Source organism: Propioniciclava sp. LT294, from assembly GCF_059516005.1.
Genome location: NZ_JCAKNG010000011.1, coordinates 26276 through 47421 on the forward strand (window position 1 = coordinate 26276; position 21146 = coordinate 47421).

A 21146-nucleotide genomic window follows, 5' to 3' on the forward strand; every position below is an offset into this window, starting at 1 on the left:
ACCGATGTCAAGAACCGCCACCGAATCGATACCAGACCTCGCAGAAGTGGGATCCATGAACCAGCCGTACCTCCACGACGCGTCCGTCGTGCTCGCCGCACCCGTCCAGTTCTGGGCCGACCGCGATGGCCAGGCCCGCAGCCACGGCATCAACGGGTTGTACGTCGGCGACGAAAGGATCGCCTCGGCGGTCACCGTGTCGGTGGCGGGCCGCGACCTCGAGCACGTCGGCACCCACGAGCCGGGCGGGGCCACGGCGTCCCACCGCTGGGTGGTGCGCACCCCCGAGCTCGGCGTGGACCCGGCGGTGACCCTCACCGTCACGCGGCAGGTGGACGCCGCCGGGTTGTCGGAGACGCTGACCCTCGCGACCGCCTCGACGCGCGCGGTGCCCCTGCAGGTGACGGTGGGCGTCACCCCGAGTGCTGCGAGCATGGAGACGGTCAAGCAGGGCGGGCGCTCGCGTCCGGTCGCGCTGGACGGGCTGACCTGGTCGTGGCGGGACGACGACACCGCGGCGACGCTGCTGCCGGGCACGGCGTCCACGACGGTCGGGCACGGCCGGATCGACCTCGCCTGGTCGCTCGTGGTGCCGCCGCGCGGGCAGACGTCGGTGACGTGGCGCATCGACGCCGCGGACACCGCGACGCCGTTCGGCGCCGCCCATCGAGAAGCGCTGGTGCCGCCCACGGTGGCCGACCCCGCGCTCGCGCGGCTGGTGCGCAAGTCGTGGGCCGACCTGAACGGGTTGATGATGGCACCGCGCGAGGCCCCCGGGGACGCGTTCCTGGCCGCGGGCGCGCCGTGGTTCTTCACGCTGTTCGGCCGGGACTCCCTGATCGCGGCGCGACTGCTCGCCGGCCACCACCCCGACCTCGCGCGCACGACGCTGCGCACGCTGGCCGGGCGGCAGGGCCGCGCCGTGGACCAGGCGACCGCCGAGCAGCCCGGCAAGATCCTGCACGAGGTGCGCCGGGCGACTCTCACACTGCACGAAGCGCACGAGGGCGCCGAGCACACGGTGCTGACGATCCCGCCGGTGTACTTCGGCACGATCGACGCCACCTGCCTGTGGGTCATGCTGCTGGGCGACCTGTTCGACGCCGGGCAGGACGTGTCGGAGTTCTTCCCGGCGCTGGACGCCGCGCTGGGGTGGCTGGCCGACTGGGCCGACTCGGACGGTGACGGCTTCCTGGAGTACCGCGACGAGACGGGCACCGGCCTGGCCAACCAGGGGTGGAAGGACTCCGGGGACTCGATCCGCTTCGCCGACGGCTCCCAGGCCGACGCCCCGATCGCGCTCGCCGAGGTGCAGGGCTACGCCCACGCCGCCGCGCTGGTCGGCGCACGGGTGCTCACGGCGCGGGGCGACGAGGAGGGCGCCGCGCGATGGCGGGCGTGGGCGGCGTCGATGGCGGAGCGTTTCCGGGCGGCGTTCTGGGTCGCGGACGCCGTGGGCCGTTACCCCGCGCTCGCGCTGGATGCGTCGAAGGTGCCCGTCGACGGCTGCGCGTCGAACATGGGCCACCTGCTCGGCACCGGGATCCTGTCGGCGGACGAGGAGGCGCTCGTCGTGGCGCGGCTGGTCTCGGACGACTTGTTCTCGGGCTACGGGATCCGCACGATGTCGACCACGAACGCCGGATTCTGGCCGCTGAGCTACCACGTCGGCTCGGTCTGGACCCACGACACCGCGCTGTGCATCGACGGCATGCTGCGTGCGGGACACCCCGACGAGGCACGCCGGGTGGCGGCCGGACTGGCGCGCGCGGCGTCCGGCTTCGACGACCGGCTGCCCGAGCTGTTCGGCGGCCACGCCGCCGGGGAGGCCTGGCCGCCGGTCCCCTACCCGGCGTCCTGTCGGCCGCAGGCCTGGGCCGCCGCCTCCGCGGCTGTGCTGGTGCGGGCGCTGGTCTAACCCCTTGCTGCATTTCCGGGTGGCAGAACCCCAAGGATTCTTGGGGTTCTGCCACCCGGAAATGCGTTCGGGATCAGTCGTCCTCCAGGTAAGCGGCATCGACGACGCCGCGACGGAGGCGTCCCATCGCCTCCCTGGCGTTCTCGCTGACGACCCCGGGCCCGGCGGCGTCGGCGACCTGCCCGAGCAGGTCGATGACCATACGCATCCAGCGGACGAAGTCGCCGGCGGTCAGTTCGGTCTCCTCGAGGATGTCCCCCAACGCCGCGCCGTTGGCCCACGCGTAGGTGGCCTCGGCGAAGCCGATGTCGGGATCGCGGCCCGCCTCCAGCTTGTGGTCGCGCTCGAGCAGGTGCACCTCGCGCCAGACGCGGCGCACCATCGTCTGGGCGATCTCGGTGGAGCGATTCGGCATCGTGGCCGGACGCCGTGCGTCGCCGCCCCGCGACTCGTAGGTCAGCGACGACAGGACCGCCGCGAGCTCGGCGGCGTCCAGCTCGTCGAAGATGCCGGCGCGGATGGCCTCGGCGGTGACGAGGTCCAGTTCGGAGTAGATGCGGGCCAGCATCCGGCCGGCCTCGGTCACCCGGTCGCCCGCCTCGTCGAGGTGGCCCAGCGCGGACAGCACGCCGCACACCTTGTCGAAGCGCTTCGCGATCGTGTTGGTGCGACGCTCGGTCTGGACGCGCAGGTCGGCGGTGTCCTTCTCCAGGCGCAGGGCCTTCTCGGCCGCACGGGCGTGCACCTCGCGATCCGCGCACGCGTGGCAGGGGTGCTCCTTGATGAGCCCGCGCAGCCGGGTGACCTCGGCGGCGATCTCGGCGTCCAGGGCGGCGGGCTGGTAGCGGGCCTGCCGCGTGTCGAGCGACCCCAGCTTGGTGTGGAACGCGGCGGCGAGGTTCCGGCGGTCCTTCGGCGAGGCGCCGTCGAAGTGCTTGGGCACCCGCATCCGCCCGGCCACGGCCGGCGGGGACGGGAAGTCGGTGAGTGACAACTTCTTGACCTGCCGCTGCTCGGTCATCACCAGCGGGGACGGGTTGGCGCGGTCGCGCCCCACTCCCGGGTCGATGACGACCGCCCACCCCTCGTGCCGTCCCGACGGCACCCCGATGATGTCGCCGGGGACCAGCGCCAGCAGCGCCGAGATCGACTCGGCGCGACGGTCCGACTTCCGCGACTTCGCCGCCTCGGCCTCCAGTCGGCCCACCTCGGCGCGCATCCGGGCGTACTCGGTGAAGTCGCCCCTGTCGCAGGCCGCGTCGGCCCAGAGCGCGGCGATCTTCTCGGTGTTGCGGGCGACCGCGCGGGCCAGGCCGACGACGGAACGGTCGGACTGGTACTGGGCGAAGCTCTGCTCCAGGAGCCCGCGCGCCTTCTCACGCCCCACCCGGGCGACCATGTTGACGGCCATGTTGTAGGTCGGGGAGAACGACGAGCGCAGTGGGTAGGTGCGTCGGGAGGCCAGGCCTGCGACGAACGCCGGATCGAAGTTGCGCTGCCACAGCACGATCGCGTGCCCCTCGACGTCGATGCCACGGCGACCGGCGCGGCCGGTGAGCTGGGTGTACTCCCCCGGCGTGATGTCGACGTGGGCCTCGCCGTTGTACTTGACCAGCCTCTCCAACACGACCGAGCGTGCGGGCATGTTGATGCCCAGTGCGAGGGTCTCGGTCGCGAACACGATCTTCACCAGCCCGCGGACGAAGGCCTCCTCGACGCACTCCTTGAACGCCGGGAGCATGCCCGCGTGGTGCGAGGCGATGCCACGGCGCAGGGCCTCGGCGAAGGTCGAGTAGTCGAGGGCTTCGAGGTCGTCGCGGCTCAGGCCGGTGGTGGCCGACTCGGCCAGGGCGACCAGTTCGGCGCGTTCGGCGGAGGTCGTGAGCCGGATACCGGAGCGCAGCAACTGCCCCACGGCCTGGTCGCAGCCGGCGCGGCTGAAGATGAAGTAGATGGCGGGGAGGAGTCCCTCGGCATCCAACTTCTCGATCGCACCGTCGCGGCGCGGGATGAGCTTGGGCGCCTCCTGGCCCCGGCCGGCGGCATTGCGGTCGATGCGGTCCAGGGTGCGCCGTCCGCGCGGGCGGCGGCTGTCGTCGCGGACGAACCGGGACTCCTCCTTGGCCAGCCTCAGCAGCTCGGGGTTCACGTCGCCGCGGGGCAGGCCGATCGCACGGTCCACCACTGCGGTGGGAGCCACGTCGTCGAACAGGTCGTAGAGGCGGCGTCCGGCCATGACGTGCTGGTACAGCGGCACCGGACGCCGTTCGCTCAGGACCACCTCGACCCCGCCGCGGACCTCGTCCAGCCAGTCCCCGAACTCCTCGGCGTTGGAGACCGTCGCCGACAGCGAGACCACCTGTACCGACGGGGCCAAGCCGATGATGACCTCCTCCCACACCGCTCCACGGAAGCGATCGGCGAGGTAGTGCACCTCGTCCATGACCACGAACCCGAGGTTCTTCAGCGTGGAGGAGTTGGCGTAGATCATGTTGCGCAGCACCTCGGTCGTCATCACGACGACGGGGGCGTCGCCGTTGATCGAGGTGTCCCCGGTCAGAAGACCCACGCGGTGGGAGCCGAACCGCTCGGCCAGGTCGTGGTACTTCTGGTTGCTCAGCGCCTTGATCGGCGTGGTGTAGAAGCACTTGCGTCCCTCGCGCAGGGCCAGGAACACCGCGAACTCCCCCACCACGGTCTTGCCGGCGCCCGTCGGTGCGGCCACGAGGACGCCGGAGCCCGCCTCCACGTGGGCGCAGCCGTCGCGCTGGTACGGGTCCAGCACGAATGGGAACGCGGCCGCGAACTCCGCGAAGGCAGGGCCGGGCTCGGGCACGGGACGGACCGGGACCATCTCAGAACTCCTTCGCGAAGATGCGCAGCGCCCCCGGGGCGGCCGTGACCGTGAAAGGGGGCAGGCCGAGGGGCTCGCCGTCGGCACTGCCGTGGAGGCCATCGCCGTCCACGACGATGGTGCGCGCGCGCAACCGCTCCAGGGCAGGGCTGGCGTAGGGCCCGCCCGTCATCAGGCGGGGGAAGAGCGCGAGCAGGGTCCGGCGCGGGACGGGGTGGACGATCACGACATCCAACAGGCCATCGGTGAGGTCGTAGTCGGGGGCGATGCGGACGCCGCCCCCGAAGATCCCGCTGTTGGCGACAGCGACGAGCATGGCGTCCAACTCGCGGGGTTCCCCGTCGATGACGAGGCGGTAGCGCAGGGGGCGGAACCTGCGCAGCTCGGCCAGCACGGCAAACGCGTAGGAGGGGGCGCCGAGGTCGATCGGAAGGGTGTTGGCACGCGCGGCGACCATCTCGTCGAAGCCCGTCGACACGACGCAGCCCACGTACGCGGAATCGCCGCGGTGGAGGTCGCCGGTCACCTTCGCCAGGTCGATGGTCCGCACGCTCCCGGCGACGACCGCGTCCACGGCGTCGCGCCATGTGGTGCCCATGCCGACACCCCGACTGAAGTCGTTGCCGGTGCCGGCCGGGATGACGCCCAAGGGCACCTCGCTGCCGGCGCAGGCGTTCAGGCCGGTGTGGGCCATGCCGTCCCCGCCCACGACGACGACGCCGTCGACGCCCGCCGCCACCGCCTCGGAACAGGCGGTGAGGGCGTGTTCGGGGGAGGACGCCATCGTGGTGCTGACCCGGAGGCCGGCCCCGCTGAGCCTGGCCTCGATGGCGGGGGTGAGGTGTCGCGCGCGACCGTGCCCCCCGGCCGGGTTGACCACCAGCGCCAGGTGGTTCATGCCCGCTCGAGTGCCTTGGCCTGCCGTGCGGCGCGGCGCTTGTCGTTGGCGTGGCAGATCGCCTCCGCGATGAGGAACAGCACCATCATCGGGATCGCCAGCCCCAGCATGGAGAAGGGGTCGCCACCGGGCGTCGCGGCCGCGGCGAACACCGCGCACCCGAAGAGGACGAAGCGGCGCGCCGACTTGAGCGCCGCACCGGAGATGATGCCGACGAAGTTGAGCGTGACCACGATCACCGGCAGCAGGAAGCCCGCTCCGAAGACCAGCATCAGCTGGATCATGAGCGTGAGAAAGGCGTCCACCGGCACGAGGTTGGAGATCTCGAACATGTCCGGGGTGAACCCGAGCATGATCGCGAAGGCCTGGGGTGCGATGAAGTACCCGAGCACGACGCCGGCCAGGAACAACGGCACCGCCGCCAGCAGGAAGAACACCGCATACCGCTTCTCCTTGGCCAACAACGCGGGCGCGATGTAGGCCCACACCTGGAACAACCAGATCGGGCTGGTCAGCACGAGCCCCCCGACGGCGCACACCATCAACGCCAGGATCAGGGGGGCGGTCACGCCGGACAGCACCGCCGTCACCTCGAGGTTGGGCCGGATGCCCTTGAGGATCTCAGTCGCCGTGCGCCATGGCTCCAGGAGGAACGTGAACAACGGGAGATAGAAGATCGCACACAGGATGGAACCCAGCACGATGACGACCACGGAGAACACCAAGCGGTAGCGCAGCTCGCGGAGGTGGTCGGCCAGCGACATCACCCCGTCGGCGGGGACCTTCGGGGGTTTGAGCCAGCCCGGGATGAGCCTGGCCACGAACGATCAGGCCTGGTCGCGCGTTTCGGGGTTGCGCTCGTCGACAACCTCCGCCTCGTGCACGTCGTCGGCGGCGATCGCACCACCGGCGGCGGAGCCACCTGCCGGGCCCTCCACGGAGCGCTCGCGCATCTCGAGGTCTTGCTCGCGCCGGCGGAGCTCCGCCTCACGCTGGGCGCGCTCCTCGTCGGCCTTGATCTGGCGCGTCTCGTCCTTGAACTCGCGCAGGGCACGGCCGGCGTTCTTGCCGGCGCCCGCCAGACGGCTCCCGCCGAAGATCAGGAGTGCGAGGATGATCAGGATGACCCACTCCCAGCCCTGCATGTTGAACGGCATTGTTACTCCTCGTTGATCGGTGTACGCGGCCCAGTGTAGGGGGCGTCGGTCAGGTGTTCCTGCCGAGTGTTCAGGGCGTCGCGGGCCGCCTCGACCGCGGACGCCGCCGCCTCGGGCGGCTCGACGCCGGCCACCGCCGGACCCAACCGCAACAGCAGGCGACGGAACCAGCCCGGGTCGGCCACGAGCATGCGCGCGCGGACGATGTCGCCCGGCAGCCGCTCGACGGACACCATCGGGTGGTACTCGGTGATCCAGTGCCCCGCCGGGTGCAGGTCGAGGGTGACCTCGGCCGCGTCGGCCCGCTGGTCGAGCCAACCGGACGCCAGCGCCGGGGCGGGTCCGTGGTCGCCCACCGGCTCGCCGGTCTCCTCCACGGCGACGATCCGGTCGAGCCGGTACGTCCGCCACGCGCCGCGGTCGCGCGCCCACGCCGTGAGGTACCCGTAACCGTCGCGGGTTCCGAGCCCCGCGGGATCGACGACCGGCTCCGTCGCCACGCCACGCGAGGCACCGTGGTACGTGAGCCTCACCGCACGTCCGGTGGTGATCGCGTCCGCCAGCTGGCCGCGGATCCCCTCCTGTCCGGCGGAGACGTCGATGGCCACCCGGTCGGCTCCCCCGCCCATGGCGGCCTCCAGCTTCGCGCGGGCCGATCGGACGGCCGGGCCCAGTTCCGCGTCCGCCATCTCCTCGATGGCGCGCAGCGCGACGATGAGGCTCAGGGCCTCCTCGGGGGTGAACCGCTGCGGCCGGGTGAGGAACTCCGCGTTCGTGAGTCGGATCCGGCCCGACTCCAGCGCGTCCATGTCGACCTCGATGAGATCGCCCGGCGCCCCGCCGGGGAGGCCGCAGAACCACAGCACCTTGAGGTCGGCGACGAGTTGCCTCTCGGTCACCTCGAACACGGACGCCGTGGCCGCGAGGTCGGCGTCCGGATGTGACTGCAGGTAGGGGACGAGCGCGAGCAGGCGCGGCACCTGGCTGGTCGACGTCATCGCCATGACGCCACCGCCGCCAAGTGGGCACGCACGGCGTCCGCCAGGGCCGGGGGGTCGAGCACGAACACGTCGGCACCGTGCCAGGCCAGGTCGCCCGCGGCGTCCGCCGACACGCGGACGCGCCACGCGCTGAAGCCGCCGGGCACGTCGACGTCCGCACGCTCGGCGTAGCGGACGAGGTCCGGCGCCGTCCCGTCGCGGACGGCCACCACCGCCTCGTTGTCCCGGCGGGCGTCCAGGGACGCGACGCGCGCCTCGACGACCGCGGGATCCGGCGCGACCACCTCTCCATCCCGGAGCACGGGGACCGACTCGATGCGGGACACCTTGAAGGCTCGACCTTCGCCTCGGGTGCGGTCGAGCCCGATCAGGTACCACGCGCCCCGGCGGTTGACCAGTCGCCAGGGCTCGACCACCCGGCGGACCCCGCGGTAGGTGAACGCCACGGGACGCGGGGCGACGACCGCCTCCCAGAGCACCTCGAACGCCGGTTCGCGTGCACCGACCGAGGGTGCGAAGGCGGCGGCGCGCTCGGCGTCGGGGTCAAGGCCGGACGCCCGGAGCTTGGCCAGCGCCCGGGCCGCCTCGCCACCCAGGCGTGCGTCATCCCAGACGGTGGAGGCCACGCCCAGCGCCGCGGTCTCGGCCGGGTCGAAATCGATCTCGGGCAGCTCGAAGTCGGATCGCCGGATCCGGTAGCCGACCTCATCGGGGAACAGCGACGAGTTGCTGCCGGTCTCGACGGGAACCCCCAGCGCGCGCAGATCGTCCTTGTCACGCTCGAAGGCACGCTCGAAGGCCGCATCCGACAGGCCGCGGTAACCCTCGACCAACTCGCGGATCTGCTCGCGTCCCAGGAACCGGCGCGCCATGAGCAGACAGATCGTGAGGTTCATGATCCGTTCGGACTTGCGCGCTGACACGCCCCTCAGGCTAGCGGCTGGAGCCCGGAATGCCGCGGAGGGGCGCGTGACCCACCCCACGATTGCGACCCTGTGGGTAACAATCTCGCCCGCAATGGTCCTGTACAGGTACCAATGTCGCCCCCTAGGGTCATGCCAACCGACGAACATGACCGGGAACGCACCCCTCGACGATGAGGATGGGAGGAACGATGGAGCTGCGCCACCTGCGGTACTTCCTCGCCGTCGCCGAGACCGAGCACTTCGGCCGAGCCGCCGAACGCCTGCACATGGCTGCGCCTCCCTTGTCCCGCGCGATCCGCCAGCTCGAGGCGGAGATCGGGGCCGACCTCTTCACCCGCGACACCCGCCAGGTGCGCCTGACCGATGCCGGACTGGTGCTGCGCCGCGAGGCCGAGCTGGCGCTGGTCGCGCTGGAGGACACGATGGACCGCGTCCGCCGCATCGGATCCGGCAAGGTCGGCGTCCTTCGGCTGGGGGTGACCGGGTCCGCGTCCTACGGTGTCCTGCCCCGGCTGGCGAGCGCGATCAAGGCGGAGCTGCCCGGGGTCGCCCTGCGCATCGAGACCGAGATGCTGACCCCCGCCCAGTCCGACGCCCTGCTCGGCAACCGCCTCGACCTCGGCGTTCTGCGGACCCCCCTGCGCGCCACCGGCATCACCACCCACGTGCTCACCGAGGAGGAGCTGGTCCTCGCGGTGCCGTCCACCCACCCGCTCGCGGCCCGCGCGGGCGTCACGGTCGCCGATCTGGCCGACGAGCCGTTCGTCACGTACGACCCCGCCGCGGGCTCCGTGGTCGACGAGGCGGTCCTCCGGACGTGCGCCGCGGCCGGCTTCTCCCCGCGGCGCGAGCACCTCGTGGGCGCGACGGCGACGGTCGTGGCGCTGGTGGCGGCCGGTCTGGGCGTCGCGCTGGTCCCCGCGAGCTCGAGCGCTCTCGCCCTCGACGGCGTGACCTACCGGCCCCTGCCGGGGACCGAGCGCGTGCCGCTCGCCCTGGCCTGGCGCACCGGTGACGACTCCCCCTTGTTGGCGAGCGTGCTCACCGTCCTGACCCGATCCCCCCTCCAGGAGACCGCATGAGCGACCTGACCATCACCGCCGTGGACGTGGTGCCGTACCGGATCCCGTACCGCAAGCCGCTTCGGTTCGCCTCGGGCGAGGTCACCCATGCCGACCACGTGCTGGTGCGCGTCCGCACCGGGGGCGGGATCGTGGGTCACGCCGAGGCGCCGCCACGCCCCTACACCTACGGTGAGACGCAGACCTCGATCGCCGCGGTCATCACGCAGCTCTTCGCCCCCGCCGTGATCGGGCTGGAGGTGACCGAGCGCGAGACGATGTGGCACCGGATGCACCGGACGATCGGCAACCCGACCGCCAAGGCCGCGATCGACATGGCCGTCTGGGACGTGCTGGGCAAGGCCTGGGGGCAACCCGTGCACCGCCTGCTCGGCGGGTTCACCGACCGGATGCGCGTCAGCCACATGCTCGGCTTCGACACCCCGGCGAAGATGGTCGACGAGGCGGCCCGGATGATCGACACCCACGGCATCCGCACGTTCAAGGTGAAGGTCGGCCGCAACCCCATCGACCCCGACATCGCGATCGTCCGCGCCCTGCGCGAGGCCTACGGCGACTCGATCGAGCTCTACATCGACGGCAACCGGGGCTGGAGCGCCACCGAGTCGGCCCGCGCCCTGCGCCTGCTGGACGACATGGGCCTGAGCTTCGCCGAGGAGCTCAACCCCGCCGACGACGTGCTCGGTCGCCGCTGGCTCGTCAGCCGGTGCCCGGTCCCCTACATCGCCGACGAGTCGGCGACCCGCCCCGCGGAGGTGACCCGCGAACTGCTCGGCGGGTCGGCGACCGCCGTCTCCATCAAGACCGCCCGGACCGGATTCACCGAGTCCGCGCGGGTCCTGCACCTGGCCGAGGGCCTGGGCGTGGAGGTCGTGATGGGGAACCAGATCGACGGCCAGCTGGGCACCGCCTGCACGCTCGCCTTCGGTGCCGCGCACCGGGCCACCAGCGCCCGGGCCGGCGAACTCTCGAACTTCCTCGACATCTCCGACGACCTGCTGGTCGAGCCGCTGACGATCAGCGGCGGTGAGATGGTCGTCTCGACCGAACCGGGCATCGGCGTCCGGATCGACGAGGACAAGGTCGACCGCTACCGCATCGATCGCTGAATCAGACAACCCACCACCAGATCAAGCACCGATCAAGGGAGATGACCACCATGACCGACACCCGCACCGAGTTCGACGCCAAGGCCGCGGAGTCCGGCGCCGGAGCCACCGCCGCCTTCCGCAACAAGCAGCAGACCACTCTGGAGGTGCCGAAGGAGCGCGTGTCGCTGCTGGCCACCGAGGTGCTCACGGCCATCCACGACACCATCCGCCGCCACAAGGTGACCTACGCCGAGTACGACGCCCTCAAGAGCTGGCTCATCTCGGTCGGTGAGGACGGCGAGTGGCCGCTCTTCCTCGACGTGTGGGTCGAGCACGTCGTCGAGGAGGTCGCCACGGAGCACCGCCAGGGCAACAAGGGCTCCATCGAGGGCCCCTACTTCGTGCCGAACGCACCCGAGTGTGGCGCCAAGGGCACCATCCCGATGCGCGAGGACGAGCCCGGCACCCCGCTGGTGTGGAAGGGCCAGATCCGCTCGACCGACGGCACCCCGCTCGCCGGCTCGGTCCAGCTGTGGCACGCGGACGGCAACGGCTTCTACAGCCAGTACGCCCCCGGCCTGCCCGAGTGGAACCTCCGCGGCACGTTCAGCACCGACGCCGACGGCAGGTTCGAGATCACCACGGTGCGCCCCGCGCCGTACCAGATCCCCACCGACGGCGCCTGCGGCAAGCTCATCTCGGCGGCCGGCTGGCACGCCTGGCGTCCCGCCCACCTGCACGTCAAGGTGAACGCCCCCGGCCATGAGGAGATCACCGCGCAGCTCTACTTCCCCGGCGACGAGCACAACGACGACGACATCGCGTCGGCCGTCAAGCCCGAGCTCGTGCTGGACATCCAGGCCGCCGACAACGGCGAGGTCTGCGAGTACGACTTCGTGCTCGATCCCGCACGCGCCTGATCGCACCGGCCGCGACCGAACCCGCCAGGGGTGTGGGTGGTGCCCCGTGCATCACCCACACCCCTGGCGCATGCCCCCGCGACGGCGCACGGTCTAGGGTGGACGCCGCAGCGGGAGAGGGAGGGACGCCATGGCCGGACGGTTCGCGCCGAGCCCCACGTCCGACCTCCACATCGGCAACCTGCGCACCGCGGTGGTCTCGTGGCTGGTCGCCCGACAGGCAGGGGTGCCCCACCTGATCCGCGTCGAGGACCTCGACGCGACCCGCGTGCGGGCAGCGCCGGAGGTGGCTGCGCGGCACCTCGCCGACCTCGCTGCGTTGGGCATCCTCCCCGACGGGGAGGTCGTGTGGCAGTCGGAGCGGTTGTCCTTATACGAGGAGGCCCTCGCCACTCTCCCCACCTACCCGTGCTTCTGCACCCGCCGCGAGATCGCGGAGGCGTCCTCGGCGCCGCACGACGGCGGGCACCGCCCCTACCCCGGCACCTGTCGGGACCTGACCGCCGGAGAGCGGGCCGCCAGGGCCGCGGTGCGGCCGCCCGCACTGCGCGTCGATGCCCGGGACGCCGTGGTGCCGGTCCGCGACCGCTGGGCGGGCGAGGTGACGGGACGCGTGGACGACTTCGTCGTGCGCCGCAACGACGGTGCCTTCGCCTACAACCTCGCGGTGGTGGTGGACGACCTCGCCCAGGGCGTGACGCAGGTGGTCCGCGGAGACGACCTGCTGGCGAGTTCCCCCCGGCAGGCATGGCTGGCGCGCGCCCTCGGCGGCGCCGAACCCGAGTACGCCCACGTCGGGCTGGTGGTCAACGGGTCCGGTCAGCGGCTGGCCAAGCGGGATGGCGCCGTCACCCTCGCCGACCTGACTGCGGCGGGGTGGACGCCCGCGCGCCTCCTGGCGGTACTGGGCCATTCCCTCGGCCTGTGCTCCGCCGGGGAGGACGTGGACCTCGGCGTCCTGGCGGAGCGTTTCGATCCCGCCGTTCGGCCGGACCGTTGGGTGTGGCACGGCCCCCGACAAGCGGGGCCGGGGCGCGTCGGCTAGGACGTCAGGCGCCTCAGGAGGCGGCCGACGGCCGTGGCCGGCACCTGCTCCCCGGTGGCGAGGTACTCCAGCACGTGGTCGTAGTGCTGCGCCTCGGCCATGACGTCGAAGGCGCGGGGGCTGCCGACGCTGAGCACGATGTCCCCCGATCGCAGCGCGGTGTCGTCGTCCGGCAGCAGGATGGTCTCGTCGCCGCGCAGCAGCATCACGGGCACCGCCGCCACCCTCCGCTCGCGGTCGTCCGGGTCGCGGTAGAGGTCGCCCAACGCCACCGCCACCCCGTGCAGGCGCCGCTCGACGGCGGGCGTGTCGTGTTCCCCCACCGCGAGGCGCTGGCTGTCGGGCGAGTGCCGGCCGACGGTCTCGACCAGGCGATCGAGGAGGGCCTCGGCGTCGTCGTCCGGCATGTCCCACACGTGCGTGATGAAGTCCCAGAAGGAGGGGGTGATGACGCGGGCGAGGGCTTCCTGCACCGTCAGGTGGGCCGGCACGAACACCGAGTCGGGGACGAAGGCGCGCAGGAGGGGGTCGTTGCGCTGCGAGCGCTGGCGCACCGCCAGGAAGAGGTCGGGGTCGACGAGGCGTGCATGGCCGGCCATGGCGAGGTTGATGGCGTCGTCCGAGCCGCCCGCGATCAGGCCGACCGCACCCGTGACGTCCGGGGCGCCGTCCACCGGCCACACGAGGCTCGCCGACAGGCCGGCGTCCTCGAGGTCCTGGACGATCTCAGGCCCGAAGTGGTCGTCCGAGGCGACGATCCACAACCCATCGGGGAACTCCTCCGCCTCGGCGCTGAGCAGGGCCCCGGGCGCGGCGATCAGCCACGTGAGGAGCCGGTAGGTGGACGGGCGTCGCAGGCGCATGACGAGGTAGTTGCCGTACCGCTCGAACGGGTTGACCACGGCGTTCGCGCCGAACTCGTGCATCGCCTTGCCGGTGTCGCGCCCGTTCGCCCGCGAGATCACCGGGACGTCGTGGCGCAGCAGCGTGACGGCCATCACGATCGAGAGGTTGACCCCGTCGTCGTCGGTGAGCGCGAGGACGCCGACGCAGTGCTTGCGGCCGAGTCCGGCCAGTCCCAGGACGGCGGGGTCGCGGGCGTCGCCCACCAGGCCGGGGATGTCGTGGGCCAACTGGGCACCGGCGAGCGCATCGATGGAGTCGGCGTCGGCGGCCACGACGACGCAACTGCGTCCCAGGGCGTCCAGCGACTCGGCGGCTGCCCGGCCCATCTGGCCGTAGCCGACCAGGATCAGGAAAGGACGCTGCAGCCGCTCCACGCGCCGGACGAACGCCTGCCTGTCCAGTGCCGAGCGGAAGGAGGGCTCCCGCAGCAGGCCGAGCAGGGTGGTGAGGGCGTAGGCCCACGTCACGACGGAGGCGAAGATGCACACGGTCACCCACAGCCGCTGCCCCCGGGTCAACGCGTACGGGACCTCGCCGAAACCGATCGTGGTGGCGGTGTAGGCCATGAAGTAGAACGCGTCGAACACCGACATGCGGAAGGGCTCGCCCTTGTCGTCGACACCCGGGATCGCGGCCAGCCCGGCGACGGACACCGTGAAGACCAGCACCACGACGATCAGAGGCGTGCGGAGACGGCGCAGCGCCAGGAACAGGGCATCGGTGGCCTGGGCCGGCGCGGGGACCCGCACGAAGCGGCGCCGCAGCGTCCGCGACCCACCCACGGGGTGTGGGGGTTCGGGCGACGTCGAGGGCAGCGTCATGGGCGCAGCTCAGTGGCGCCGGAAGTTCGCCGTCTCGATGACCATGAGCACCACCGAGACGACGTTGGCCAGCACGGCACCCAGTGCGAGCGACACCACGCTGGACATCGAGTGGGTGGAGATCGGCTCGGTGAGGATCTGGGTGTACCAGATCCACGCGACGGTGGCCGCGATCAACTGGATCGTGGCGACCAGGCTGGCCGCGAGGTGGATCGCCCCGATCTGCGTGCGGTCACCGAACTTGAGGATCGCGGCGATGACGTTCACCACGACTGCGGCATACAGCTCGAGCACGTTGTGGTGTTCGGGGTTGCCGATGTCCCCGGTCACGTAACCGAAGTTCAAGGTGGCGGCCAACAGCACGAAGAAGCCGAAGACGACCTTCTCCAAGTTCATGCCGCCACCCTAGCCCCACCGAGTTTCGCCGGCGGGCGGCGCGCGGTCAGGCCTTGGAGGCGAACAGGACGTCGATGACGTAGACGATCGTGTCCCCGGCCTCGATGGGCGGGTTCTGGCTGGCCTTGGCGTAGCCCAGTGCCGGCGGGGCGACGAGGACGACCCGGGAGCCGATGGGCTGACCGACGACGCCCTGCTGCCAGGCGGGGATCGTCTCGTCGATGTTCCCCGACACGGGGGCGTCGAACTTGTCCTCGACCATCTCGCCCGACTTCCACGACCACGCGCGGTAGCGGACCACGACCGTGTCGCCGGCCTCGACGGCGGGCTGGACGCCCCGGATGACCGGCTCGGCCACCAGCTCGGACGGCGGGGCGCTGCCGGTCGGGATCGTCAGGGTCGGCTTTCCGCCCTCATCACCGAGGGTGACGGGCAGCTGGGGCGTCTCGGTGGTACCGGACGGCTCCTGGGCCGACACGGCGATGACGTCGACGAGGAAGACGAGGGTGTCGCCCACCTCGATCGCCGGCGGGTTGCCACCCGCGGCGTCGTACCCGTCCGGCCCCGGCATGGCGATCAGGAGGCGCTGGCCGGCTCTCGCCCCGGTCAGGCCCTTGGTGAAACCGGGGACCACCTGGTTGAGCGGGAAGGGAGTGGGGGCGCCACGGTCCCACGAGGAGTCGAACTTCTCCCCGGTGCGGCCGTTGATGCCCACGTAGTGCACCGTGACGGTGCTGTCGGCCGCAGCCACCGGGGCGGCCGCATTCCCCTCGACGAGGGTCTTGGTGCGCGTCTCGTCGATCGCGAACGGCGCCGGGACGGTGACTTCGGGTGCCGCACCGGCGGCGCCGGTCACCTTGATGCCGTCCAGGTTGTCGGACGCCGGGATCGGCTCGCCCGTCGGGGTCGGGGTGGGCTCAGGCGTGACGCTGGCCGTCGCCGTGGGCGTCGCGTCCGGGGTCGGCGTCGACTGGGGCGCACCACCGCAAGCGGCGAGGGTGAGGGAGAGCGCCAGCGCCGAGGCGCCGAGGACGAAGCGGGACGGGCGTCGGGTCAGGTGCACCCGGCCATGCTAGCCGTCCGCCGGAGGCGGGACGAAGCCGCCCAGGGGGCGGAGGCGCGGCTCGGTCCGCATCCGCTCGGCCAGAGCGGACGCCGCGGGCGTGAGCGCGTCGAAGGGATCCTCCAGCGCCAGGCCGACCGGCTGTGGGTGTCGTCCGTCCGGACCGGGCAGGTCGTGCACCGCGAAGTGCGACCAGTCGACGGTGTGGTCGCGACGGGCGTCCCGGGCGGCTTCGAGCAGGGCCCCGCGCACCCGGGCGCGCGAGGCGCTGGGGGCGACCCGCGTGGCGGCGGCCACGGCGGCGTCCGTCGTGTGCCGGATCCCGTGGCGCTCCTCCCACCGGGCGGCCAGCCCGCGGGGACGGCCGTCCGGACCGGTGCCCTGCTCGTGCCAGCGCAGGTCGAGGGCGTCCAGTCGCGGGTCGGTGTCGGCCAACCCGTGGCGGTCGCGCCACGCCGCGATGGTGCGGCGCTTGGCGTCCCACTCCGCGCCACTGGGGCGTCCGGCGTCGAGGGCGTCGAGCATGTCCCGCCACGCGCGCCAGCCGGCGCCGGTCTCGTCGGCGTCCGAGGCCAGATCCTCGGTGGCGGCGAGGTAGGTGCGCTGCAGGCCGCGCGCCGTGACCCAGCCCCCGTCGGTGGCCGGGACCCCGGCGTCCGGGTCGCGGTTCCAGACGCGCAGCGCGGGCAGCGGCTCGGCCGGGCCGGCCGGGGGCGTCCCGCCGGCCTCGGCGCGGCGCAGCACGAGCTCCGTCGTCACGACGACGAGCCACATCGGGTGCTCCAGACAGTTGGTGTCCCCCGAGATGACGTGCAGGCGACGGTGTCGCCCGGGGTCGGCATGGGGCTCGTCGCGGGTGTTGATGAGAGGCCGCGACCGGGTGGTCTGGTTGGAGACCACGTCGGCCAGGACGTCGCCGCGCTGGGCGAGCGCGAAGCGTCCGCGGCGCCAGTGCCCCGCCCCGCCGACCAGCAGTCGCGACACCAGGAACGGCACCAGCCAGTCGCTGAGCACGCGGGGGTCGGTGGCGCGGTCGACGAGGTAGTTCTCGTGGCTCCCCCACGTGTTGCCGAAGGGGTCGACGTTGTTGCGCAGCAGCCGGAACGTCGTGTCCCGGCCCTCCTCGGCCTCCAGCGTGGCCGCGGCGTCGGCCAACTCCAGCAGGAGTGCGTCACCGGCCCGCTGCGCGGTGACGAGGTCGGACGCCGACGTGCACTCCGGCGTCGCGTACTCGGGGTGCGCGCCGATGTCGAGGTACAGGCGCCCGCCCGCTCGGTGGAAGAGGTTGGTCGTCGCGTGGTCGCGGGCGATCGGCGCGAACAGCCGGGCGCCGGCCTCGTCGGCCGGGAGGCGTCGTCCGCCCCCGGTCACGGCGAGGCCGTACTCGGTCTCGATCCCGTAGATGCGCCGGCGCGCCACTACAGCTTGACGGCGTCCAGCAGGGCGCCGAGCTCGTCGCGGGTCAGGTCGCGGATCTCGCCGGAGGCCAACTGCCCCATCTTGACCGGCCCGATCTGCGTCCGCGCGAGCGTCCTCACGGGGTGACCCACCGCGTCGAACAGGCGGCGGACGACCCGATTGCGGCCCTCGTGGATCGCCAACGTGATCATCGTGCGCTGATCGGTGCGGATGCCCAGCTTGACGTTGTCGGGATTGACCCACCCATCCTCGAGGCGGACGCCCTTCCCGATGCGCTTCAGCGTCGCGTTGTCGACGAAGCCCTCGACCTCGGCCACATAGGTCTTGGTGAGCTCGTAGCTGGGGTGCATCATCCGCTGGGCGAAGTCGCCGTCGTTGGTGAGCAGCAGCATGCCCTCGGTGTCGGTGTCGAGTCGTCCGACGTGGAACAGCCTCTCCCGGGAGTAGCGGCCCAGGAAGTCGGCGACCGTGGGGCGTCCCTCGGGGTCATCCATCGTCGAGACGACGCCGCGCGGCTTGTTCAGCACGGCGTAGATGTGCCGGCGTGGCGGCGGGATGCGGCTGCCGTCCACGCGGATGACGTCGTGCTCCGGATCCACCCGCCTGCCCTGCTCGGTGACCAGCTTGCCGTTCACCTCGATGCGGCCCTCGGCGATCATGATCTCGGCCGCCCGTCGCGAGGCGATGCCGGCTTGCGCAAGCGCCTTCTGCAGCCGGATCCCCTCCTCCTCAGCCCCCATCACGAGGGCTCGGAGAGGCGGTCGAGCTCCTCGTCGGCCGGAACCTCGTCGGCCGTGACCTCCTGGTGGTCACGCTGCTCGTGTTCGGCGGCCTCGGCGTCGGCCCACTCGGCCGCCTGCTCGGCGCTCGGGATCTCGGTGTTCTCGCTCATGGCTCCATCATCCCGCGACAGCGGCGTCTCGGCCAGCCCGGCCAGTTCGGCCTCGAGCAGGGACGCCTCGGGCAGGTGGGGCGCGATCGGGGGCAGTTCGTCCAGCGAGGTGAGGCCCATCTTCTCCAGGAACAGCGGGCTCGTGCGCCAGAGCATGGCCCCGGTCTCCTCCGAGTGACCCGCCTCCTCGATGAGCCCGCGGGTGGCCAGCGTGCGCATGACGCCGTCCACGTTCACGCCGCGGATCGACCCGACACGGCTGCGCGAGATCGGCTGCAGGTAGGCCACCACGGCCAGGGTCTCCAGCGCCGCCTGGGAGAGCTTCGCCTGCTGCCCCTCCAGCACCCACGCCGCGATGAGGTCGTGGTGCTCGGGCCGGGTGTAGAACCGCCAGCCGTCACCGACCTGCCGCAACTCGAACCCGCGTCCGGTCTCGTCATAGAAGGTCACGAGCTCCTCCAGCGCCTCCCAGACCACGGGTGTCGGGACGTCCAGGGCCTGCGCCAGTTCGGCGGCGCCCATCGGCTCGGTCGCCATCAGGAGCAGCGCCTCCAGCGGGGCGGTCACCGTCGTGTCACGCATGTTTCTCCTCCACCTCGTCGGACGCGGCGGGCGCGTCCCGCTCGGGTCCCTCGTCGAACTCGGCCGAGATCGCCAGTTCGCCCTCGGAGCTACCGGTCCACCGGACGGTGAGCTCCCCCAGCGGCGCCAGTTGCTCGAAGATCACCGCGCGCTCCCTGGCCAACTCCAGCAGCGCGAGGAAACGTGCCACCACCACGAGCCGTTCCCCGGCGTCCGCCACCAGCGCACGGAACGTGGCGGTGCCCGCCCTGCGGAGCCGGCCCACGATGATGTCGGCCTGCTCGCGCACGCTGACGGTCGGCGCGTGCAGGTGCGTCAGCGAGACGGCCGGTTCCTCCTTCGGCTGGAGCGCGCGGGCGGCCAGCCAGGCGAGTTGCTCGCCGCCGAGGGGGATCTCCACCTCGGGGAGGAGGCGGGTGTAGGCGTCCTCGAGCCCACCCGGCCGTGCATGGCGCAGTGCCTGGTCGGCGAGCCGCTCCCCCATCAGGCCCGCCACCACCTTGAAGGCGCGGTACTGCAGGAGCCGGGCGAACAACAGGTCGCGGGCCTCCAGCATGGCCAGGTCCTCGGCGTCCTCGACCTCGCCCTGCGGCAGCAGGCGCGCCGCCTTCAGGTCGAGCAGGGTCGCCGCCACGACGAGGAAGGAACTCGTCTGGTCCAGGTCCCAGGAGTCACCCAACGCCCGGATGTGGGCGATGAACTCGTCGGTGACCCGGCTGAGCGCGACATCGGTGACGTCCAGTTTGTGGCGGGTGATCAGCTGCAGGAGCAGGTCGAAGGGGCCCTCGAAGTTGTCCAGTCGGAGCGTGAAGGCCGCCGGCTCCGTCACTGGGCGAGCCGGCGGACGACGTCGGCGTCCGCGGCCTGGTCGGCGACGGACGCCAGAGCCGAGGCGATGGCCGCCCGAACGATCCGGCCACGGTCGACCGCGAGCCCGTGCTCCGCGCGCAGGTGGAGGCGCAGGTGTTCCAGCGCCAGCAGTTCTTCGCTGCTGACATAGACGGTGATCTTCTCGTCGTGACGGACGCGCCCGGTGTGCTCAACGTCCCCGGCGGCCGCCTTCGCCGGACGCCGACGCGGCGGCTTGGCCTCGGGGATGGGATCCGGCTTGGGCTCGAGTTGCCGGACGGCGTCCACCTCGCGCGCGAGGTCCGCGGTCGAGCGGAAGAGCTCGGACGCCCCGGGCAGGCCTACGCGTCGGGGCATCGGGCGAGCACCTCCCGGGCGAGGCTGCGGTAGGCGGCCGCTCCGGGGCTCGAGCTGGCATACGTGGTGATGGGCTCGCCCGCGACCGTGGTCTCGGGGAACTTCACCGTGCGCCGGATGACGGTGTGGAACACCTTCTCGCCGAACGCCTCGACCACGCGCTCGAGCACCTCGCGGCTGTGCAGGGTGCGACCGTCGTACATCGTGCCGACGATGCCGAGGATCTCCAGGTCGGGGTTCAGCCGCTCGGTGACCTTGGTGATCGTGTCGGTCAGGAGCGCGACCCCGCGCAGGGCGAAGAACTCGCACTCCAGCGGGATCAGCGCGTGATCGGCGGCCGTCAACGCGTTGACCGTGAGCAGCCCGAGGCTGGGCGCGCAGTCGATGATGATGACGTCGTAGCTGTCCTTGACCGGGCGCAGCACACGGCGCAGGGTCTGTTCGCGCGCGACCTCGGAGACCAACTGGACCTCGGCGGCCGACAGGTCGATGTTGGCCGGCAGCAGGTCGAGGCCGTCGACGTCCGTCTCGAGGATCACGTCCGCGATGTCGACGTCGCGCACCAGCAGCAGGTTGTAGATGCTGTTGTCGAGCGTGTGGGGGTTCACGCCGAGGCCCACCGAGGCGGAGCCCTGGGGGTCGAAGTCGACCAGCAACACCTTGCGCCCGGTCTCGGCCAGGGCCGCGCCGAGGTTGATCGTGGTGGTGGTCTTGCCGACACCACCCTTCTGGTTGGTCATCGCGATGACGACGGCCTTCTTCGGGCCCGCCTTGGGCGCGCGTGGCTCGGGGAGATCCGGCCAGGGGCGCCCGGTCGGGCCCCGATCACCGCTGTCGGTGTCGGCTTCGTCCTCGAAGAGCGCCGGGTTGTGGCTCACGATGGTCCTTCCGTGTGGTCGTCACCGGCGACCTTACGCCCAAAAGGCGACAAAGTGACTTCGGCACGCGGTTCGCGGAACCCGCGACCCC

20 protein-coding genes are annotated in these 21146 nt (G+C 71.9%); 5 read left to right on the top strand and 15 right to left on the bottom strand.

Features of this window, described 5'->3' with window-relative positions; genetic code table 11:
* Positions 1–55: 55 nt before the first annotated feature.
* Positions 56–1918, top strand: a complete 1863-nt coding sequence (locus AC5YDA_RS12610; RefSeq protein WP_496189542.1) for an amylo-alpha-1,6-glucosidase — start codon at positions 56–58, stop codon at positions 1916–1918.
* Positions 1919–1991: 73 nt separating this feature from the next.
* Here the strand turns inward: AC5YDA_RS12610 and AC5YDA_RS12615 are convergent, their stop codons facing one another.
* From AC5YDA_RS12615 to AC5YDA_RS12640, 6 genes are read right to left on the bottom strand one after another with little or no spacing between them, the layout of a single operon-like run.
* Entirely contained in the window at positions 1992–4772 is a 2781-nt protein-coding gene (locus AC5YDA_RS12615) for a DEAD/DEAH box helicase (RefSeq protein WP_496189543.1), read from the bottom strand.
* A 1-nt stretch (position 4773) separates the two neighbouring features.
* Positions 4774–5670: a diacylglycerol/lipid kinase family protein gene (locus tag AC5YDA_RS12620; RefSeq protein WP_496189544.1), complete on the bottom strand. Its 897-nt coding sequence runs from the start codon at positions 5668–5670 to the stop codon at positions 4774–4776.
* Positions 5667–6491 carry a twin-arginine translocase subunit TatC gene (gene tatC, locus AC5YDA_RS12625; protein ID WP_496189545.1) on the bottom strand — a complete coding sequence of 275 codons (825 nt, stop codon included), beginning with the start codon at positions 6489–6491 and terminating at the stop codon, positions 5667–5669. The genes AC5YDA_RS12620 and tatC overlap by 4 nt, the downstream gene beginning before the upstream one ends.
* 6 nt (positions 6492–6497) lie before the next feature.
* On the bottom strand, positions 6498–6827 hold the full coding sequence (locus tag AC5YDA_RS12630) for a twin-arginine translocase TatA/TatE family subunit (protein WP_496189546.1): 330 nt from the start codon (positions 6825–6827) through the stop codon (positions 6498–6500).
* A 2-nt stretch (positions 6828–6829) separates the two neighbouring features.
* Positions 6830–7825: a helix-turn-helix transcriptional regulator gene (locus AC5YDA_RS12635; RefSeq protein WP_496189547.1), complete on the bottom strand. Its 996-nt coding sequence runs from the start codon at positions 7823–7825 to the stop codon at positions 6830–6832.
* The gene (locus AC5YDA_RS12640; protein ID WP_496189548.1) at positions 7822–8751 is read right to left on the bottom strand and encodes a helix-turn-helix transcriptional regulator; all 930 of its coding nucleotides are present in this window, start codon (positions 8749–8751) and stop codon (positions 7822–7824) included. Before AC5YDA_RS12640 ends, AC5YDA_RS12635 begins: the two co-directional genes overlap by 4 nt.
* A gap of 191 nt (positions 8752–8942) precedes the next feature.
* Between AC5YDA_RS12640 and AC5YDA_RS12645 the strand changes: the two genes are divergently transcribed.
* The 4 genes from AC5YDA_RS12645 (at position 8943) to gluQRS (ending at position 12892) form a co-directional block, all read left to right on the top strand.
* Positions 8943–9836: a LysR substrate-binding domain-containing protein gene (locus tag AC5YDA_RS12645; RefSeq protein WP_496189549.1), complete on the top strand. Its 894-nt coding sequence runs from the start codon at positions 8943–8945 to the stop codon at positions 9834–9836.
* Positions 9833–10945 carry a mandelate racemase/muconate lactonizing enzyme family protein gene (locus AC5YDA_RS12650; RefSeq protein ID WP_496189550.1) on the top strand — a complete coding sequence of 371 codons (1113 nt, stop codon included), beginning with the start codon at positions 9833–9835 and terminating at the stop codon, positions 10943–10945. The genes AC5YDA_RS12645 and AC5YDA_RS12650 overlap by 4 nt, the downstream gene beginning before the upstream one ends.
* Before the next feature lie 50 nt (positions 10946–10995).
* Positions 10996–11847 (top strand): catechol 1,2-dioxygenase, encoded by an 852-nt coding sequence (gene catA, locus AC5YDA_RS12655; RefSeq protein WP_496189551.1) that lies wholly within the window; start codon positions 10996–10998, stop codon positions 11845–11847.
* Between the two features lie 130 nt (positions 11848–11977).
* Entirely contained in the window at positions 11978–12892 is a 915-nt protein-coding gene (gluQRS, locus tag AC5YDA_RS12660) for a tRNA glutamyl-Q(34) synthetase GluQRS (protein WP_496189552.1), read from the top strand.
* Here gluQRS and AC5YDA_RS12665 read toward each other — a convergent pair.
* Genes AC5YDA_RS12665 through AC5YDA_RS12705 form a run of 9 tightly spaced genes read right to left on the bottom strand, consistent with a single transcriptional unit; the run spans position 12889 to position 21055 of the window.
* Positions 12889–14619 carry a potassium channel family protein gene (locus AC5YDA_RS12665; protein WP_496189553.1) on the bottom strand — a complete coding sequence of 577 codons (1731 nt, stop codon included), beginning with the start codon at positions 14617–14619 and terminating at the stop codon, positions 12889–12891. The genes gluQRS and AC5YDA_RS12665 overlap by 4 nt on opposite strands.
* Positions 14620–14628: 9 nt before the next feature.
* A complete protein-coding gene (locus tag AC5YDA_RS12670) occupies positions 14629–15015 on the bottom strand; it encodes a DUF6394 family protein (protein WP_496189554.1) in 387 nt (128 codons plus the stop codon).
* Between the two features lie 46 nt (positions 15016–15061).
* On the bottom strand, positions 15062–16078 hold the full coding sequence (locus AC5YDA_RS12675; protein WP_496189555.1) for an FKBP-type peptidyl-prolyl cis-trans isomerase: 1017 nt from the start codon (positions 16076–16078) through the stop codon (positions 15062–15064).
* A gap of 9 nt (positions 16079–16087) precedes the next feature.
* Positions 16088–17497 carry a proteasome accessory factor PafA2 family protein gene (locus AC5YDA_RS12680; protein ID WP_496189556.1) on the bottom strand — a complete coding sequence of 470 codons (1410 nt, stop codon included), beginning with the start codon at positions 17495–17497 and terminating at the stop codon, positions 16088–16090.
* On the bottom strand, positions 17497–18237 hold the full coding sequence (locus tag AC5YDA_RS12685; protein ID WP_496189557.1) for a pseudouridine synthase: 741 nt from the start codon (positions 18235–18237) through the stop codon (positions 17497–17499). The genes AC5YDA_RS12680 and AC5YDA_RS12685 overlap by 1 nt, the downstream gene beginning before the upstream one ends.
* Positions 18237–18971, bottom strand: a complete 735-nt coding sequence (gene scpB / locus AC5YDA_RS12690) for an SMC-Scp complex subunit ScpB (RefSeq protein ID WP_496189558.1) — start codon at positions 18969–18971, stop codon at positions 18237–18239. The genes AC5YDA_RS12685 and scpB overlap by 1 nt, the downstream gene beginning before the upstream one ends.
* Positions 18964–19800: a segregation and condensation protein A gene (locus tag AC5YDA_RS12695; protein WP_496189559.1), complete on the bottom strand. Its 837-nt coding sequence runs from the start codon at positions 19798–19800 to the stop codon at positions 18964–18966. Before AC5YDA_RS12695 ends, scpB begins: the two co-directional genes overlap by 8 nt.
* Positions 19797–20177 carry a hypothetical protein gene (locus tag AC5YDA_RS12700; protein WP_496189560.1) on the bottom strand — a complete coding sequence of 127 codons (381 nt, stop codon included), beginning with the start codon at positions 20175–20177 and terminating at the stop codon, positions 19797–19799. The genes AC5YDA_RS12695 and AC5YDA_RS12700 overlap by 4 nt, the downstream gene beginning before the upstream one ends.
* Complete coding sequence (locus AC5YDA_RS12705; RefSeq protein WP_496189561.1) at positions 20162–21055, bottom strand: ParA family protein; 894 nt, start codon at positions 21053–21055, stop codon at positions 20162–20164. The genes AC5YDA_RS12700 and AC5YDA_RS12705 overlap by 16 nt, the downstream gene beginning before the upstream one ends.
* Positions 21056–21146: the final 91 nt, after the last annotated feature.

Coding starts and splice junctions, on each gene's coding strand:
- catA (WP_496189551.1), top strand. CDS start 10,996: ATGACCGACACCCGCACCGAGTTCGACGCCAAGGCCGCGGAGTCCGGC.
- AC5YDA_RS12670 (WP_496189554.1), bottom strand. CDS start 15,015: ATGAACTTGGAGAAGGTCGTCTTCGGCTTCTTCGTGCTGTTGGCCGCC.
- AC5YDA_RS12610 (WP_496189542.1), top strand. CDS start 56: ATGAACCAGCCGTACCTCCACGACGCGTCCGTCGTGCTCGCCGCACCC.
- AC5YDA_RS12645 (WP_496189549.1), top strand. CDS start 8,943: ATGGAGCTGCGCCACCTGCGGTACTTCCTCGCCGTCGCCGAGACCGAG.
- AC5YDA_RS12685 (WP_496189557.1), bottom strand. CDS start 18,237: ATGGGGGCTGAGGAGGAGGGGATCCGGCTGCAGAAGGCGCTTGCGCAA.
- scpB (WP_496189558.1), bottom strand. CDS start 18,971: ATGCGTGACACGACGGTGACCGCCCCGCTGGAGGCGCTGCTCCTGATG.
- AC5YDA_RS12635 (WP_496189547.1), bottom strand. CDS start 7,825: ATGACGTCGACCAGCCAGGTGCCGCGCCTGCTCGCGCTCGTCCCCTAC.
- AC5YDA_RS12665 (WP_496189553.1), bottom strand. CDS start 14,619: ATGACGCTGCCCTCGACGTCGCCCGAACCCCCACACCCCGTGGGTGGG.
- AC5YDA_RS12615 (WP_496189543.1), bottom strand. CDS start 4,772: ATGGTCCCGGTCCGTCCCGTGCCCGAGCCCGGCCCTGCCTTCGCGGAG.
- AC5YDA_RS12650 (WP_496189550.1), top strand. CDS start 9,833: ATGAGCGACCTGACCATCACCGCCGTGGACGTGGTGCCGTACCGGATC.
- AC5YDA_RS12700 (WP_496189560.1), bottom strand. CDS start 20,177: ATGCCCCGACGCGTAGGCCTGCCCGGGGCGTCCGAGCTCTTCCGCTCG.
- gluQRS (WP_496189552.1), top strand. CDS start 11,978: ATGGCCGGACGGTTCGCGCCGAGCCCCACGTCCGACCTCCACATCGGC.
- AC5YDA_RS12620 (WP_496189544.1), bottom strand. CDS start 5,670: ATGAACCACCTGGCGCTGGTGGTCAACCCGGCCGGGGGGCACGGTCGC.
- AC5YDA_RS12630 (WP_496189546.1), bottom strand. CDS start 6,827: ATGCCGTTCAACATGCAGGGCTGGGAGTGGGTCATCCTGATCATCCTC.